General features: G+C 62.7%; 11 protein-coding genes. 8 read left to right on the forward strand and 3 right to left on the reverse strand.

What is annotated here, in order from left to right; all coding sequences use genetic code 11:
- On the forward strand, window positions 1-694 hold a 694-nt coding region (locus tag BLX42_RS18185), incomplete at its 5' end, for an FMN-binding glutamate synthase family protein (RefSeq protein ID WP_161872323.1).
- A 114-nt stretch (window positions 695-808) separates the two neighbouring features.
- On the opposite strand, the gene BLX42_RS18190 is transcribed toward BLX42_RS18185, so the two are convergent.
- Window positions 809-2,227 (reverse strand): amino acid permease, encoded by a 1,419-nt coding sequence (locus BLX42_RS18190; protein WP_115273707.1) that lies wholly within the window; start codon window positions 2,225-2,227, stop codon window positions 809-811.
- A gap of 393 nt (window positions 2,228-2,620) precedes the next feature.
- Here BLX42_RS18190 and BLX42_RS18195 point away from each other — a divergent pair, with 393 nt between their 5' ends.
- The 3 genes from BLX42_RS18195 (at window position 2,621) to BLX42_RS18205 (ending at window position 7,144) form a co-directional block, all read left to right on the forward strand.
- Window positions 2,621-5,758: a transglycosylase domain-containing protein gene (locus tag BLX42_RS18195; RefSeq protein ID WP_161872324.1), complete on the forward strand. Its 3,138-nt coding sequence runs from the start codon at window positions 2,621-2,623 to the stop codon at window positions 5,756-5,758.
- 89 nt (window positions 5,759-5,847) lie between these two features.
- The gene (locus BLX42_RS18200; RefSeq protein WP_039603315.1) at window positions 5,848-6,393 is read left to right on the forward strand and encodes a PadR family transcriptional regulator; all 546 of its coding nucleotides are present in this window, start codon (window positions 5,848-5,850) and stop codon (window positions 6,391-6,393) included.
- Window positions 6,386-7,144 carry a siderophore-interacting protein gene (locus BLX42_RS18205; RefSeq protein WP_161872325.1) on the forward strand — a complete coding sequence of 253 codons (759 nt, stop codon included), beginning with the start codon at window positions 6,386-6,388 and terminating at the stop codon, window positions 7,142-7,144. Before BLX42_RS18200 ends, BLX42_RS18205 begins: the two co-directional genes overlap by 8 nt.
- Window positions 7,145-7,153: 9 nt before the next feature.
- On the opposite strand, the gene BLX42_RS18210 is transcribed toward BLX42_RS18205, so the two are convergent.
- Both BLX42_RS18210 and BLX42_RS18215 read right to left on the reverse strand, forming a co-directional pair.
- Window positions 7,154-7,834, reverse strand: a complete 681-nt coding sequence (locus BLX42_RS18210; RefSeq protein WP_161872326.1) for a Pr6Pr family membrane protein — start codon at window positions 7,832-7,834, stop codon at window positions 7,154-7,156.
- A 1-nt stretch (window position 7,835) separates the two neighbouring features.
- Window positions 7,836-8,057 carry a VF530 family DNA-binding protein gene (locus BLX42_RS18215; protein ID WP_046787783.1) on the reverse strand — a complete coding sequence of 74 codons (222 nt, stop codon included), beginning with the start codon at window positions 8,055-8,057 and terminating at the stop codon, window positions 7,836-7,838.
- Between the two features lie 169 nt (window positions 8,058-8,226).
- On the opposite strand from BLX42_RS18215, the gene BLX42_RS18220 reads away from it, so the two are divergent.
- From BLX42_RS18220 to lon, 4 genes are all read left to right on the forward strand, one after another.
- Complete coding sequence (locus BLX42_RS18220; protein ID WP_161872327.1) at window positions 8,227-10,278, forward strand: TonB-dependent receptor; 2,052 nt, start codon at window positions 8,227-8,229, stop codon at window positions 10,276-10,278.
- Between the two features lie 214 nt (window positions 10,279-10,492).
- Complete coding sequence (locus BLX42_RS18225) at window positions 10,493-11,839, forward strand: carbohydrate porin (protein WP_161872328.1); 1,347 nt, start codon at window positions 10,493-10,495, stop codon at window positions 11,837-11,839.
- Window positions 11,840-11,867: 28 nt separating this feature from the next.
- On the forward strand, window positions 11,868-14,279 hold the full coding sequence (locus tag BLX42_RS18230) for a glucose/quinate/shikimate family membrane-bound PQQ-dependent dehydrogenase (RefSeq protein ID WP_046787786.1): 2,412 nt from the start codon (window positions 11,868-11,870) through the stop codon (window positions 14,277-14,279).
- A 134-nt stretch (window positions 14,280-14,413) separates the two neighbouring features.
- A complete protein-coding gene (gene lon / locus BLX42_RS18235; RefSeq protein WP_046787787.1) occupies window positions 14,414-16,834 on the forward strand; it encodes an endopeptidase La in 2,421 nt (806 codons plus the stop codon).
- Window positions 16,835-16,902: the final 68 nt, after the last annotated feature.

Here is a 16,902-nt window from a genome sequence, read left to right on the forward strand (position 1 = left end):
GGGCTTCAAGTTCTGCCTGGGCCACCCGTGGGAATTCATGGGCATCGCCAAGGCCATGCTGGAAACAGGCATCCTGCCCGACTTCATCGTGGTCGATGGCAAGGAAGGTGGTACCGGTGCCGCACCGGTGGAGTTCACCGACCATATCGGTGTGCCGCTGCGCGAAGGGCTGCTGTTCGTGCACAACACTCTGGTTGGCCTGAACCTGCGCGACAAGATCAAGCTCGGCGCCAGCGGCAAGATCGTCAGCGCCTTCGACATCGCCAGCGTGCTGGCCATCGGTGCCGACTGGGCCAACTCTGCTCGCGGCTTCATGTTCGCCATCGGCTGCATCCAGTCGCAGAGTTGCCATACCAACAAATGCCCCACGGGCGTGGCCACACAAGACCCGTTGCGCCAGCGTGCTCTGGTGGTCCCGGACAAAGCCCAGCGGGTCGTGAACTTCCACCACAACACCTTGCGCGCCCTGGCAGAAATGCTCGCAGCGGCCGGCCTGGAACACCCCGCGCAACTGGAAGCCAAGCACTTGGTGCGGCGCGTGTCGGCTACCGAAATCAAGCTGTTCTCGCAGATGCATGTGTTCTTGAAGCCGGGGGAGTTGCTGACTGGCGAGGTGGACGGGCAGTTCTATTCGCGGATGTGGCAGCTGGCGCGGGCGGACAGCTTCGAGCCGCACAGTGAGGTGGCGGCCTGATAGACCCCTGGGGCTGCTGCGCAGCCCTTTCGCGACACAAGGCCGCTCCTACCGGGATACGCTATCTGCTGTTGTGTCGCGAAAGGGCCGCAAAGCGGCCCCGGCTATCTCACATCAGGAAGCGTTACCGGCTACACCCTGTAGTTCTTTCGGCGCCAGGCGGAACGCGTAGTACAGCACCGTCAGCAGCACCAGGAACGCCGGGCCAATGTACAGCGCCACACGGGTATCCTCGAAGTACGCCATCAAGCCAACCACCAGCACCAGGAAGCCCAGCGCCAGGTAGGAACTGAGCGGCCACAGCCACATGCGGTACTTCAAGCCCTTGCGCTCGGCGGCCGACAGCCCGGCGCGGAACTTGAGCTGCGCCAGCAGGATCATCACCCAGGTCCAGATCGCGCCGAAGGTGGCGATCGACGTCACCCAGACGAACACCTTCTCTGGCACCAGGTAGTTGGCCAGCACCCCCAGCAGCAAGGCACCGATGGACAGCAGCAGCGCGTTGCGTGGCACGCCGTTTTTCGAAGTACGGGCAAAGACGGCTGGCGCCTGGCCATTTTGCGCCAGGCTGTAGAGCATGCGCCCGGTGCTGAAGATACCGCCGTTGCAGGACGACAGGGCGGCAGTGATCACCACGAAATTGATGATGCCGGCTGCTGTCTTGATACCCAGGCGCTCGAAGGTCATGACGAACGGGCTGCCCTGGCTGCCGATTTCATTCCACGGGTAGATCGACAGGATCACGAACAAGGCACCGACGTAGAACAGCAGAATGCGCCAGAACACCGAGCCAATGGCCTGCGGGATGGTTTTTTGCGGGTTGCGGGCTTCGCCGGCAGTCAGGCCGATCATTTCCACGCCCAGGTAGGCGAACATCACCATCTGCAGCGACATCAGCACACCGGTCACGCCATTGGGCATGAACCCGCCATTGCTCCACAGGTTGGAGATACCGACTGCCACACCGTCGTTGCCCAGGCCGAAGGCGATGATGCCGATGCCGCCCAGGACCATGGCGATGATGGTGACGATCTTGATCAAGGCAAACCAGAATTCGAACTCGCCGAAAGCCTTGACCGCGATCAGGTTCACCGCGCCCATGCTGCCCAGCGCCGCCAAGGCCCAGATCCAGCGTGGCACGTCCGGGAACCAGATGCCCATGTAGATGGCCACGGCGGTGATTTCCGCGACGCAGGTCACCAGCCACAGGAACCAGTAGTTCCAACCGGTCAGAAAGCCCGCCAACGGGCCAAGGTAGTCCTGGGCATAGCGGCTGAACGAACCGGCGACAGGGTTGTGCACGGCCATCTCGCCGAGGGCACGCATGATCACCAGGATCGCCAGGCCACCGATGATGTAGGAAAGCATGATCGCGGGGCCGGCCATCTCAATGGCTTTGGCCGAACCGAGGAAAAGACCGACGCCGATACAGGCGCCCAGCGCCATCAGACGGATGTGCCGTTCGCCCAGTTCACGCTTGAGCGGGCCGCCTTGTGCGGTCTCGCCATGGGCAGGGTGGTTGCCGACGGGCATAGCAATACAACCTCATTTTGTTATTGGATTTGACCTTCGTGCAGCGCCGGCCATGCCGATAGGCGTGGCGTTGGCTTGCCAGGCTGGCCTTGTGGGCCGGCCCGTGTGCCGGTGTAGAGCGGCCCGGCAGGGCGAAGGGGCCGAGCAGTATAGGAAGCTCGCTGTAGGGCTTTTCACTATAAATAACTCAAAATTTGGAGAGAAACCCGCTGACCTACCGCTGCCTCCTGGCTCACCCCCACTACCCTAGCAACTTGGTTGTAAGAAGAAACCCACACCAAAGGCGCATATCCCACATGGGGTTTCTGCACTTTCTACAAATTTTTCACCTACTGCCTTCAACGTCTAAGCTTCAGACAAGCAAGACGAAAATACTTGGCCGGATTGAAGACTATGGGCGCACTGTGGCAATCGGAACCATCCAGAACGGAAGCACCCGAAACACCTCTGGCCGACACGCCGCAGCCAAAGTCCCCACGTCAGCGTCGGCTTTGGTGGCGGCTGATCCTGCTGATCCTGCTGGTGGCGATCACCGCCATCGGCTTTGCCGCCTATGACGAGTTCCGTACGTCCAACCTGCAGTCCCGCGAGTTCAGCAAGCTGGCCAGCACCCTTACCTATTCACTGCAGCCGGGGCCCAGTGACGCCATCGTCTACCCCGGCGAGGGGCCGTTCGACAAACGTCTGGGCTATAGCGCGCTGGGCGAGTTCCTGCCGCGCCTGCTCAAGCGCGACTACCTGATCAGCGAGCAGGTACGGTTTTCGCCTGCCTTGATGAACTACGTGGATCACGGCCTGTTCGCGCCCTACATCGAGAAAATCCAGGCCGGATTGTCGATCATCGATTGCCGCGGCGACACGCTGTACCAGTACAACTACCCGCAATACCTGTATCCGAACTTCGCCGCAATCCCACCGGTGATGGTCAACAGCCTGCTGTTCATCGAAAACCGTGACCTGCTGGACCCGAAGGACCCGAAAAACAACCCGGCAGTCGACTGGCCGCGCTTCGCCAAGGCCGCCTACAGCCAGGTGGCCAAATACCTGGCCTTGCCCGGCCAGTCCGCCGGTGGCAGCACGCTGGCTACGCAGCTGGAAAAATACCGCCATTCACCGGACGGCCTGACGGTCTCCGGTGCCGAGAAGATCCGACAGATGATTTCCGCCAGCGTGCGCGCCTACCAGGGCGGGCCTGATACCACCGAGGCACGCCAGCGCATCGTGCGCGACTACCTCAACAGCGTGCCGCTGTCGGCGGTGCCCGGCCATGGTGAAGTGCATGGCATGGCCGAAGGCCTGCGTGTGTGGTACGGCGCCGATTTCGACCAGGTCAACCAGGCCCTCACCTCGACCGCGACAGACCCCGAAAGCATGGCCGCACGTGGCTTGGCATTGCGTCAGGTGCTGTCGTTGATGATCGCCCAGCGCCGCCCCTCGCATTACCTGACCAAGGGCCGCGTCGAACTGGCCGAACTCACTGATTCGCACATCCGCGTGCTCGCTGCCAACGGCATCATCGAGCGCGCCCTGGCCGACGCAGCGTTGGCCAGCAAGGCGCTGTACCGCGACTGGGTGGCACAGCCGACCATCGTTCCGATCATCACCAACAAAGGCATCAGCCTGGCTCGCAACCGCCTGTCAGGCATGCTCAACCGCCCGCTGTATGACCTGGACCGCCTCGACCTCTCGGCAACGAGCACCTTGCAGGCCGACCTCCAGCTCCAGGTCAGCCAGTACCTGAAGAACCTCTCCGACCCTGAATTCGCTGCGCAGATCGGCCTGATCGGTGAGCGCCTGCTGACCAGCAAGACCACCGACCAGGTGCGCTACAGCTTCACCTTGTTCGAACGCACCGCCGATGGCTCACGGGTGCGGGTTCAGACTGACAGCACCGACCAGCCCTTCGACATCAACGAAGGCAGCAAGCTTGAACTGGGCTCGACGGCCAAGCTGCGGGTGCTCACCACCTATCTGCAGATCATCGCCGAACTGCACGACAAGTACGCTGGCATGCCCGCCGCCGAGCTGAAGAAGGTCGAGGTCGCCGAGCTCGATCGCATCACCCAATGGTCACTGGAATGGCTGGCGCTGAACAGCAAGAACCAGAGCCTGGATGCCATGCTCGACGCAGCCCTGGAGCGCAAGTACTCGGCCAACACCGGCGAAGCGTTCTTCACCGGCGGCGGCATGCACGTGTTCAACAACTTCCGCAAGGAGGACAACAGGCGCAACCCAACCCTCAAAGAAGCCCTGCGCGAGTCGATCAACCTGCCCTTCATTCGCCTGATGCGCGACCTGGTGCGCTACGTGACCTACCAGCAGCCATTCAACCGCGTGCCGCTGCTCAAGGACGATTCGGACCCGCGCCGCCAGGAATACCTGGCACGCTTTGCCGACAAGGAAGGCACCAGCTACCTGATGCGCTTCTGGAGGAAGTACCAGCGCAAAACCTCCCAGCAACGCCTGGATACGTTCCTCGACAGCATGCGCGTCACGCCGCAGCGCCTGGCCGCAGTACACCGCTATCTGTTCCCGGCGGCTGGCCAGGAAACCTTCAATGCATTTGTTCGCGCGCACATCAAGGAAAACAAGGTCGCCCTGAACAGGCTCACCGATGGCCGTCTGGCAGAGATGTACGAGGCCTACGGCCCCGGCAAATATGACCTGCCTGACCAAGGCTACATCGCCAAGGTTCACCCGCTGGACCTGTGGCTGCTCGGCTACCTGCTGAGGAACCCGAGCGCCTCGCTGACCGAGATGGTCAATGCCAGCCGCTTCGAGCGTCAGGAAGTCTATGGCTGGCTGTTCAAGAGCCGCCATCAGGGTGCCCGGGACAGCCGTATCCGCACCATGGTGGAAATCGAAGCCTTCCTCGATATTCACCAGCGCTGGAAGAGCGTGGGTTACCCCTTCGATCACCTGGTGCCGTCACTGGCCACCGCCATCGGCAGCTCCGGCGACCGTCCTGCGGCTCTGTCCGAGCTGGTCGGCATCATTCAGAACGACGGTGTGCGCCTGCCCACACTGCGCATCGATACGCTGCACTTCGCCGCCGATACGCCCTACGAAACCAGGCTGAACAGCGACCCCGACCGTGGCCAGCGAATTCTCCCGGTGGAAGTGGCCCGGGCACTCAAAGGCGCCATGTCGCAAGTGGTCGACGCAGGTACGGCGCGGCGTATTTCCGGCAGCTTCAAGCTGCAGGACGGCACCCCGCTGGTGATGGGCGGCAAGACCGGTACAGGCGACAACCGCATCGAAAGCTTCGGCGCCGGGGGCCGGTTGATCGGCTCGCGTTCGCTGAACCGCACCGCCACCTTCGTGTTTTTCCTCGGCGACAACCACTTCGGCACGCTGACCGCCTTCGTGCCAGGGCGCTCCGCAGAGGCGTTCAAGTTCACCTCGGCGCTGCCTGTGCAGGTGCTCAAGGGGATGGCGCCCATCCTCATGCCGTACCTTGAGCCTGGCAATCCGAACGCGTGCAAACCGCCGCAGGTTGCGATGCTTGCGAGTGACCCATCTAAAATTTAAATGATAACCATCGGCATTTGACCGCTTGTGTTTAGATATATCTTGAGTAATATCTTGCGATATATCTAAACACACGGAGCCTCGCTGCCATGCGTGAACATTCCGCCCACGACCCCTTCGAACGCCGCCCCGGCCGGGGTGAACGCGGTCCAAGGGTATTCGCCCCCGGCGACCTCAAGCTGTTGATGCTGTCGCTGCTGGCCGAGCAACCTGGCCACGGCTATGACCTGATCCGCCAGATCGAGAACTTGTTCGATGGCAGCTACACGCCCAGCCCCGGGGTTATCTACCCCACCCTCAACTTTCTCGAGGAAGCAGAGCTGATCAGCGGCCAGGTGCAAGGCAGCAAACGGCTCTACGCCATTACCCAGGCCGGCCGCACCGCCCTGGCTGATCAAGCCGTGGCCCTGGACGGCGTGCGCATGCGCATTGAAGTCAGCAAGCGCGCCCTGCGTGGCCACGACCGCCCGCCAGAAATTCACGAAGCGGTCGGCAACCTGCGCCATGCCCTGCACATGCACAGCGGCCGCTGGACAGCGGAAGAAATCGAACGGGTCCGCACCCTGCTCAACGACACTGCCAAGGCCATCGCCGCCGGGCCGGCCGCCCCTGCCACGGAGAACCTCCATGAGTGACACCATCCACCGCGTCAATCACGAAATCCGCCAGCGCCGCCTGCAGGTACTGCGGGTTACCGACCTCACCCCACGCATGCGCCGCATCACCCTCAAAGGCGCCGAGCTGGAAGGCTTCACCAGCCTGGGCAGTGACGACCACATCAAGCTGCTGTTCGCCGAAACAGCCGAACAACAACAGGCCATCGACGCCCGCAATATGGGCCGCGACGGCGGCGCGCGGCCTACCATGCGCGAATACACGCCGCGGCGCATCGACCTGGTCAATCATGAACTGGACATCGATTTCGTCCTGCATGGCGATGGCCCTGCATCAACCTGGGCTGCACAGGCTGCACCGGGGCAGACGCTGAACATTGCCGGGCCACGGGCTTCGATGGTGGTCCCGGATATCTTCGACAGCTACCTGCTCATTGGTGACGAAACAGCCATTCCGGCCATCGGGCGACGCCTTGAAGAACTGCCGGCAGGCCGGCGGGTGCTGGCGGTCATCCAGATCGAGGATGACCAGGAGCGCCAACCTCTGCCGAGCAAGGCTGAAGTGGAAGTCATTTGGGTGAAGCGGGATGAGGATTTACTGGCGCTGGTGCAGGGGTTGAACTTGCCTGAGGGCAAGCTGTACAGCTGGGTGGCACTGGAGAAATCGCTGACCCGGCAGGCCAAGGCGCTGCTGCTGGAGAAAGGTGCGCCGGAAGATGCCCTCAAAGCGGCTGCCTACTGGCGGGCAGAAGGGACAGCGGACGACGAGTGATGTGCGTCGTCAGGCCCGGTCCTTTCGCGGTTTCACCCGCGAAGGGGCCTGCACAGGCCGAGCAAGCCGCCGCCCGCGCCAGCGATCGAGCCCAAGCAGTACCAGCGCAATTGCCCAGAACCCCGTCAGTACGCCCAAGGCATTGAGCATGACCTGCCCGTAGCCAAGGCTTGCAACGTCGATGAACGGATACGGGTAGACCCCGATCTCACTCCCCCGCCACAGTGCGTAGCCGAAATACACCACCGGGTACAGCGCCCACGGCCCCAAGTGCCAGAGCCGCAAATGCCCCTTGGGCACGGCGAACCACCAGTACGCAACGTACAGTGCCGGCATCACGTCGTGCAGCAGTTCGTCCGCCAGCCATTGCCAACCCTCGGGTTGCCACAGATGCCGCAGCAACACGCTGTAGGCCAGCGCCACCAGCACGATGCTGGCGGCCACGGCGGAACTTACCGAGGGCGACAGGAAGAAGCGCTTGGCGCCTGATTCCCTGCCGAACGCCGCATAGCTGAGCACCGTCGCCACCAAGGTATTGGTCAACACCGTGAAATAGCCGAACACATTGATCAGCCCGCCGATCAGGCTCGCTGCTTCCTGCCAGCGCGCCAGCAGCACCAGGTACACCTGCACAGCCAGGCCCAGCCAGCCAAGCACTGCAGCCAGGGTCAGCCAGGGATGACGCGGCATCTCAGGCGTTGCGCTGCAGTTTCACGTAGAGCTGCTCGACTTTTTCCCGGGCCCAGGGCGTCTTGCGCAGGAAGGTCAGGCTCGACTTGATGGTCGGGTTGCTCTTGAAGCAGCGCACATCCACGCGCTCGGCCAGGCCCTGCCATTGGTAGTGCGCCACCAGCTCGGTGAGGATCTGCTCGAGGGTCTTGCCGTGCAGCGCGTTGTGGTTGGCCGTGCTCATGCCAGTACTCCCGCGGATAAAAAGATGCGCACATTACACGAGTGTAGTGATGAAGGGGGCGCGGCACCGTCAATACAAAAACCGCTGGCAAACGCTGAAACCTCTGTGCTGAAATAGTGATGTTATACAGTAACAATATAAAAGACTCTGCCAAGGACCGTCACTTTCCATGTTGTACTCTCCCCTACGCCTCTCTCCCCTCGCCGTCGCCCTCTGGCTCGCTTCATCACCCAGCCAGGCCGTGGAACTCGAACCCCAGGTCATCACCGCCAACCCACTGGGCAACCGCGAGCTGGCTGCCCCCAGCACCGTGCTCGAAGGCGACGACCTGCTGCAGCAACAGCATGGCAGCCTGGGTGAAACCCTCAACAAACAGCCTGGCGTCGCCTCCACCTGGTTTGGCCCAGGCGCCAGCCGCCCGGTGATTCGCGGCCTGGACGGTGACCGTATCCGCATCCTGCGTAACGGCGTCGGCGCCCTCGACGCCTCGGCGCTGTCTTACGACCATGCCGTGCCACTGGACCCGGTCACCGTCGAGCGCGTCGAAATCGTCCGTGGCCCCGCCGCCTTGCTCTACGGCGGCAACGCCATCGGCGGGGTGGTCAATACCTTCGACAACCGCATCCCCGACGCGCCCATCGAGGGCATTCACGGTGCCGGCGAACTGCGTTACGGCGGTGCCGATACCACGCGCAGCAGTGCCGGCAAGCTGGAAGCCGGTGACGGCACCTTCGCCCTGCACCTGGATGCCAACAGCCGCCAGTTCAACGACCTGCGCATCCCAGGCTACGCCCGCAGCTCGAAGGTGCGCGACGCTGATGAGCCCGGCAGCAAGCACCGCCTGGAAAACAGCGACGGGCGCCAGGATGGCGGCGCAGTGGGCGGGTCCTACCACTGGGATCACGGCTATGCGGGCCTGTCCTACAGCCGCTACGACAGTAACTACGGCTCGGTGGCCGAGTCCGGCGTGCGCCTGGACATGAAGCAGGATCACTACGGCTTCGCCTCCGAACTGCGTGACCTCGAGGGCCCCTTCAGCTCGGTCAAGGTCGATGCCGGTTACACCGATTACGAGCACAGCGAAATCGAAGAAGGCGAAGTGCACACCACCTTCAAGAACAAGGGCTATGAGGCGCGTATCGAGGCCAGGCACCAACCGATCGGCCCGCTGGAAGGCGTGATCGGCGCCCAGGTCAGCCGCAATGAATTCTCGGCACTGGGTGAAGAAGCTTTCGTGCCGCACACCGATACCGATAGCCTGGCGTTGTTCATGCTTGAGCAATGGCAGGCCACCGAGCGCCTCGACCTGAGCCTGGGTGCGCGCCTGGAACACACCCGCGTCGACCCGGATGCCAAAGGCAACGAAAACTTCGTCGCTGCCGACAGCGCCAGCAGCTTCAACGCCTTGAGCCTGTCTTCGGGGGCGGTGTACCAACTCGACCCGGTCTGGGCGCTCGCTGCCAACGTCGGTTACACCGAACGTGCGCCGACCTTCTACGAGCTGTACGCCAACGGCGCCCACGTCGCCACCGGGGCTTATGAAGTCGGTGATGCCAGCCTGAACAAGGAAAAAGCCATCTCCGCCGACCTGGCGCTGCGCTTCGACAATGGCACCCACAAGGGCAGCGTCGGGGTGTTCTACAGCCATTTTCGCAACTACATCGGCCTGATCGGCACGGGCAACATGCGAGAGGGCCATGACCACGACCATGGCGACGATGATCATGGCCACGATCACGATCACGACGACGGCGGGTTCCCTGAGTACCAGTACCAGGGCGTGCGGGCGCGTTTCTACGGCATCGAGGCCCAGGATCGCTGGCAGTTGGTCGAGAACCGCTACGGCAGTTTCGCCCTCGAGCTTTCGGGCGACTACACCCGGGCCAAGAACCTCGACAGTGGCGAGCCGCTGCCGCGCATTGCGCCTTTGCGGCTGAACAGCGGACTGGTCTGGGAGCTGGACCGCTGGCAGGCGCGCGTTGATGTGCAGCATGCCGCGTCGCAGCATCGCAAGCCGGCGAATGAGACCAGCACCGATGGTTACACCACCCTGGGAGCGAGTGTGGGTTATCGCTTCGATATCGGCCAGAGCCAGTGGCTGGCGTTCGTGCGCGGTGAGAACCTGACGGATCAGACCGTGCGTTACGCCAGCTCGATTCTGCGCGATATCGCACCGGCGCCGGGGCGTAGTGTGGAAGTAGGCCTGCGCATGACCTTCTGATCTTAAAGGGGCGCTGTGCGCCCCATTCCCCCACTGTTACCGTGGGCGTAACAATCAACTGCGACAATTTGTCTTTTTTTCTTACAACTTCCCCTATATCCTCCCGCCGCAAGCTGAATCGCTTCACTCACCTTTCCTGTCGCCATTTCCATCGAAGAGCTCGCTCATCGGTGCGCTTGCCGTTTTTTCGACAATCAAAAGATAGCGCTATCTCATGTTCTCACTGCCCAACATTCGTTACACCGGCACCGCTCTGATTGCCTTGGCCGCCTGTTTTTCGTCCACCACCAGCGCCAGTGAAATGTTCGCCAGCGACTCACCGTGGATGCTTGGTGACTGGGGCGGCACCCGCAGCGAGCTGCTGGAAAAAGGCTACGACTTCACCCTTGGCTACACCGGCGAGATGGGCAGCAACCTGCACGGCGGTTACGACCATGACCGCACCGCGCGTTACAGCGACCAGTTCACCTTTGGCAGCCACCTGGACCTGGAAAAGATCCTTGGCTGGCAAGACACCGAACTGCAGCTGACCATCACCGAACGCCACGGGGACAACATCAGCAACGACCGCATCAACGACCCGCGGGTCGGCGGCTTCACTTCGGCCCAGGAAGTCTGGGGCCGAGGTGAAACCTGGCGGCTGACCCAGATGTGGATCAGGCAGAAATACTTCGATGGCGCCCTGGACGTGAAATTCGGCCGCTTCGGTGAAGGCGAGGACTTCAACAGTTTCCCCTGCGACTTCCAGAACCTGGCCTTCTGCGGCTCGCAGGTGGGCAACTGGGTCGGGGGCATCTGGTACAACTGGCCGGTCAGCCAGTGGGCGCTACGTGTGCGCTACAACATCAACGACGCCCTCTATGCTCAGGTCGGGGTGTTCGAGCAGAACCCCTCCAACCTCGAATCCGGCAACGGTTTCAAACTCAGCGGCAGCGGTACCCAGGGTGCGGTAATGCCGATCGAACTGGTGTGGAGCCCGCGGGTCAATGGCCTGAAAGGGGAATATCGCGCCGGGTACTACTACAGTAATGCCAAGGCACAGGATGTTCTGAAGGACAGCAACGGCCAGCCGGCCGCCATCAGTGGCGCCACCTACCGTAGCAGTTCGAGCAAGCACGGCCTGTGGATCGGCGCCCAGCAGCAGGTTACCTCGCTGGCCACTGACCAGTCGCGCGGCCTGAGCCTGTTCGCCAACGCCACAATGCACGACAAGAAGACCAATGCCATCGACAACTATGTGCAGGCAGGACTGGTATACAAGGGCCCCTTCGATGCCCGCGCCAAGGACGACATCGGTTTCGCCCTCGCCCGCGTGCACGTCAACCCCGCCTACCGCAAGAACGCCCGCCTGGCCAACCAGGCGGCCGGCCTCGACGACTACGACAATCCGGGTTTCCTGCCCGTGCAGGACACCGAGTACAGCGCTGAACTCTATTACGGCATTCACCTGGCCGACTGGCTCACGGTGCGCCCGAACCTGCAGTACATCCGCCATCCGGGCGGGGTGTCGCAGGTGGACGACGCCCTGATCGGCGGCCTGAAGATCCAAAGCACTTTCTGACAACCCTTCACCTAACGGAGAACATACGATGAGCACTGACGGTGCCAAGAATGGAAGCCGCTGGCTACCGCGCCTGATGGGCGTACTGCTGCTATTGATGGGCCTGGCCTTGCTGGCGGGCGGCATCAAGCTCAGCCAGCTCGGCGGGTCGCTGTATTACCTGATCGCCGGTATCGGCTTTGCCGTTTCGGGCGCACTGCTGCTGGCTCAGCGCCGACTTGCCCTGGGCCTGTACGGCCTGGTGCTGCTAGCCAGCACGGCATGGGCACTGCTGGAAGTGGGCCTGGACTGGTGGCAACTGGTACCGCGCCTGGCCATCTGGTTCGCCATCGGCGTTGTGCTGCTGCTGCCTTGGGCACGCCGCCCGCTGACCGGCCCGGGCAACAAGGCCAATACCGCCCTGCTCAGCATTGCAGTGATCGCCTCTGGCGCTTGCGCGCTGGGCAGCCAGTTCACCCACCCGGGCGAAGTGTTTGGCGAACTGGGCCGCGACAACAGCGAAATGGGCAGTGCCGCACCGGCCATGCCCGACGGTGACTGGCAAGCCTATGGCCGCACCGAGCATGGTGACCGTTATTCGCCGCTGCGCCAGATCACCCCGCAGAATGCCTACCGCCTGGAAGAAGCCTGGCGCATCCGCACCGGTGACCTGCCAACAGACAACGACCCGGTCGAGTTGACCAACGAAAACACCCCGCTGAAGGCCAACGGCATGCTCTATGCCTGCACCGCCCACAGCAAGGTGCTGGCCCTGGACCCGGACACCGGTGCCGAGATCTGGCGCTACGACCCGCAGATCAAGACCCCGGTGGGTACGTTCAAGGGCTTCGCCCACATGACCTGCCGCGGCGTTTCGTACTATGACGAGAACAACTATGTCAGCCGCGACGGCAGCCCGGCGCCGAAAGTCTCCGACGCAGGCCAAGCCGTGGCCCAAGCCTGCCCGCGCCGCCTCTACCTGCCGACTGCCGATGCCCGCCTGATCGCCATCAATGCCGACAACGGCAAGGTCTGCGAAGGCTTCGCCAACCAGGGCGCGATCGACCTGACCACCGGTATCGGCCCGTTCACCGCCGGCGGTTATTACTCCACCTCGCCGGTGGCGGTCACCCGCAGCCTGGTGATCATCGGCGGCCATGTCACCGACAACGAGTCGACCAACGAGCCTTCCGGCGTGATCCGCGCTTATGACGTGCACGATGGCCGCCTGGTCTGGAACTGGGACAGCAACAACCCCGAAGATACCCAGCCACTGGCCCCGGGCAAGACCTACAGCCGCAACTCGGCCAACATGTGGTCACTGGCCAGCGTCGATGAAGACCTGGGCATGGTCTACCTGCCGCTGGGCAACCAGACACCCGACCAGTATGGCGCCAACCGTACCCCGGGTGCGGAGAAGTACAGCGCAGGCGTGGTCGCCCTGGACCTTGCTACCGGCAAGGCGCGCTGGAACTACCAGTTCACCCACCACGACCTGTGGGACATGGACGTTGGCAGCCAGCCCACCCTGGTTCATCTGAAGACCAAGGAAGGCGTCAAGCCTGCGATCATCGTACCGACCAAGCAGGGCAGCCTGTACGTGCTCGACCGCCGCGACGGTACCCCCATCGTGCCGATCCGCGAGATCCCTGTACCGCAAGGTGCGGTCAAGGGTGACCACACTGCACCGACCCAGGCCCGCTCCGACCTCAATCTGCTCGGCCCGGACCTGACCGAACAGGCCATGTGGGGTGCCACACCGTTCGACCAGATGCTGTGCCGCATCCAGTTCCGCGAACTGCGCTATGAGGGCCAGTACACCCCGCCGTCCGAGCAAGGCTCGCTGGTCTACCCAGGCAACGTGGGTGTGTTCAACTGGGGCGGCGTCTCGGTCGACCCGGTGCGCCAACTGCTGTTCACCTCGCCCAACTACATGGCCTTCGTGTCGAAGATGGTGCCGCGCGAACAGGTTGCCGCCGGCAGCAAGCGCGAAAGCGAAACCAGCGGCGTGCAGCCCAACACCGGCGCGCCTTACGCCGTGATCATGCACCCGTTCATGTCGCCGCTGGGCGTGCCGTGCCAGGCACCGGCCTGGGGTTACGTGGCGGCCATCGACCTGTTCACCAACAAAGTGGTGTGGAAGCGCAAGAACGGCACCACCCGTGACAGCACGCCGATACCGATCGGCATGCCGGTAGGCGTGCCGAGCATGGGCGGCTCGATCGTCACTGCCGGTGGTGTCGGCTTCCTCAGCGGCACTCTGGACCAGTACCTGCGTGCTTATGACGTGAACAATGGCAAGGAGCTGTGGAAAGCCCGCCTGCCAGCGGGCGGCCAAGCCACGCCGATGACCTACACCGGCAAGGACGGCAAGCAGTACGTGCTGATCGTCGCCGGCGGCCACGGTTCGCTGGGCACCAAAATGGGCGATTACATCATCGCTTACAAACTCGCCGACTAAGCGGCAAGCTACAAGCGAAAGCGGGGCCTGCGAGGTCCCGCTTTTTTCTTGCGGCTTGAAGCTTGCAGCTTGAAGCTTGAAACCCATTCCCCCGCGCCCCATCTAAGCACCATAGCCATTCACGCAGGTGCCCCATGAGCGACCAGCAGGATTTTCCGGAACAACCCGACGAAAACAGCGAAATCGAACACCTTGATGGTCAGGCCCAAACCGGCCACGCCCTCGCCCTGCCCGGCCAGCAATTGCCGGACAAGGTCTACGTGATTCCGATCCACAACCGCCCGTTCTTCCCAGCACAAGTACTGCCGGTCATCGTCAACGAAGAGCCTTGGGCCGAAACCCTCGACCTGGTGGCCAAGACACCGGACCACTGCCTGGCCCTGTTCTTCATGGACACCCCTCCCGAAGACCACCGCCATTTCGACACTGCGGCCTTGCCGGAGTACGGCACCCTGGTCAAGGTGCACCATGCCAGCCGCGAAAACGGCAAGCTGCAGTTCGTCGCCCAGGGCCTGACCCGTGTACGCATCCGCACCTGGCTCAAGCACCATCGCCCGCCTTATCTGGTCGAAGTCGAATACCCACGCCAGCCAAGCGAGCCGACCGACGAGGTCAAGGCCTACGGCATGGCCCTGATCAATGCGATCAAGGAACTGCTGCCGCTCAACCCGCTGTACAGCGAGGAGCTGAAGAACTACCTCAACCGATTCAGTCCCAACGACCCATCGCCACTGACCGACTTTGCCGCCGCACTCACCTCGGCCACCGGCAATCAGTTGCAGGAAGTGCTCGATTGCGTGCCCATGCTCAAGCGTATGGAAAAGGTCCTGCCGATGCTGCGCAAAGAAGTCGAAGTCGCGCGCCTGCAGAATGAGATCTCCGCCGAGGTCAACCGGCAGATCGGCGAGCACCAGCGCGAATTCTTCCTCAAGGAACAGCTCAAGGTCATCCAGCAGGAACTTGGCCTGACCAAGGACGACCGCAGTGCCGACCTCGAACAGTTCCAACAGCGCCTGCAAGGCAAGACCCTGCCAGAGCAGGCAAAAAAGCGCATCGATGAAGAAATGGCCAAGCTGGCCATTCTTGAAACCGGCTCCCCCGAATACGCCGTCACCCGCAACTACCTGGATTGGGCCAGTGCGCTGCCCTGGGGTGTATATGGCAAGGACAAGCTCGACCTCAAGCATGCGCGCAAGGTGCTCGACCAGCATCACGCGGGCCTCGATGACATCAAGGAACGCATCCTGGAGTTCCTCGCCGTGGGCGCCTGGAAGGGCGAGATCAGTGGTTCGATCGTGCTGCTGGTGGGCCCGCCAGGCGTGGGCAAGACCAGCATCGGCAAGTCCATCGCCGAATCGCTTGGGCGCCCGTTCTACCGGTTCAGCGTCGGCGGCATGCGCGACGAGGCCGAGATCAAGGGGCACCGGCGCACCTACATCGGCGCCCAACCAGGCAAGCTCGTGCAGGCGCTGAAAGATGTCGAGGTGATGAACCCGGTGATCATGCTCGACGAAATCGACAAGATGGGCCAGAGCTACCAGGGCGACCCGGCCTCGGCGCTGCTGGAAACCCTGGACCCTGAACAGAACGTCGACTTCCTCGACCATTACCTGGACCTGCGCCTGGACCTGTCCAAGGTGCTGTTCGTGTGTACCGCCAACACGCTGGACTCGATCCCCGGCCCTCTGCTCGACCGTATGGAAGTGATCCGCCTCTCCGGCTACATCACCGAAGAAAAACTGGCCATCGCCAAGCGTCACCTATGGCCCAAACAGCTGGCAAAGGCCGGCGTGGCCAAGACCAGCCTGGCCATCAGCGATAGCGCCCTGCGCGCCGTGATCGAGGGCTATGCCCGCGAAGCCGGCGTACGCCAGCTGGAAAAACAGCTGGGCAAACTGGTGCGCAAGGCCGTGGTCAAGCTGCTCGAAGCCCCGGATGCCAAGCTCAAGATCGGCACCAAAGACCTGGAGGCCGCACTCGGCATACCCGTGTTCCGCAGTGAACAGGTGCTGGCAGGCAAAGGCGTGATTACCGGCCTTGCCTGGACCAGCATGGGTGGCGCGACATTACCGATCGAGGCAACCCGCATCCACACGCTCAATCGCGGCTTCAAGCTCACCGGCAAGCTGGGTGACGTGATGAAGGAATCTGCCGAGATCGCCTACAGCTACGTCAGCTCCAACCTCAAGCAATTTGGTGGTGATCCGGCTTTCTTCAACGAAGCCTTCATTCACCTGCACGTGCCAGAAGGCGCCACGCCCAAGGATGGGCCGAGCGCCGGTATCACCATGGCCAGCGCACTGCTGTCGCTGGCCCGTGACCAGGCACCGAAAAAAGGGGTGGCCATGACCGGCGAGCTGACCCTCACCGGCCAGGTACTGCCGATTGGTGGTGTGCGCGAGAAGGTCATCGCAGCGCGGCGGCAGAAGATTTTCGAACTCATCCTGCCCGAGCCCAACCGCGGGGACTTCGAAGAATTGCCTGAGTACTTGCGTGAAGGGCTGACCGTGCACTTTGCCAAGCGCTTTGCCGACGTGGCTAAAGTGCTGTTCTGACCCGCAACGCCCTCATCGCCGGCAAGCCGGCGATGAGGGCGGCACTGATAGCACAAAACCCGTCTATC

Source organism: Pseudomonas sp. SG-MS2, assembly GCF_009933855.1.
Lineage (GTDB): Bacteria > Pseudomonadota > Gammaproteobacteria > Pseudomonadales > Pseudomonadaceae > Aquipseudomonas > Aquipseudomonas putida_E.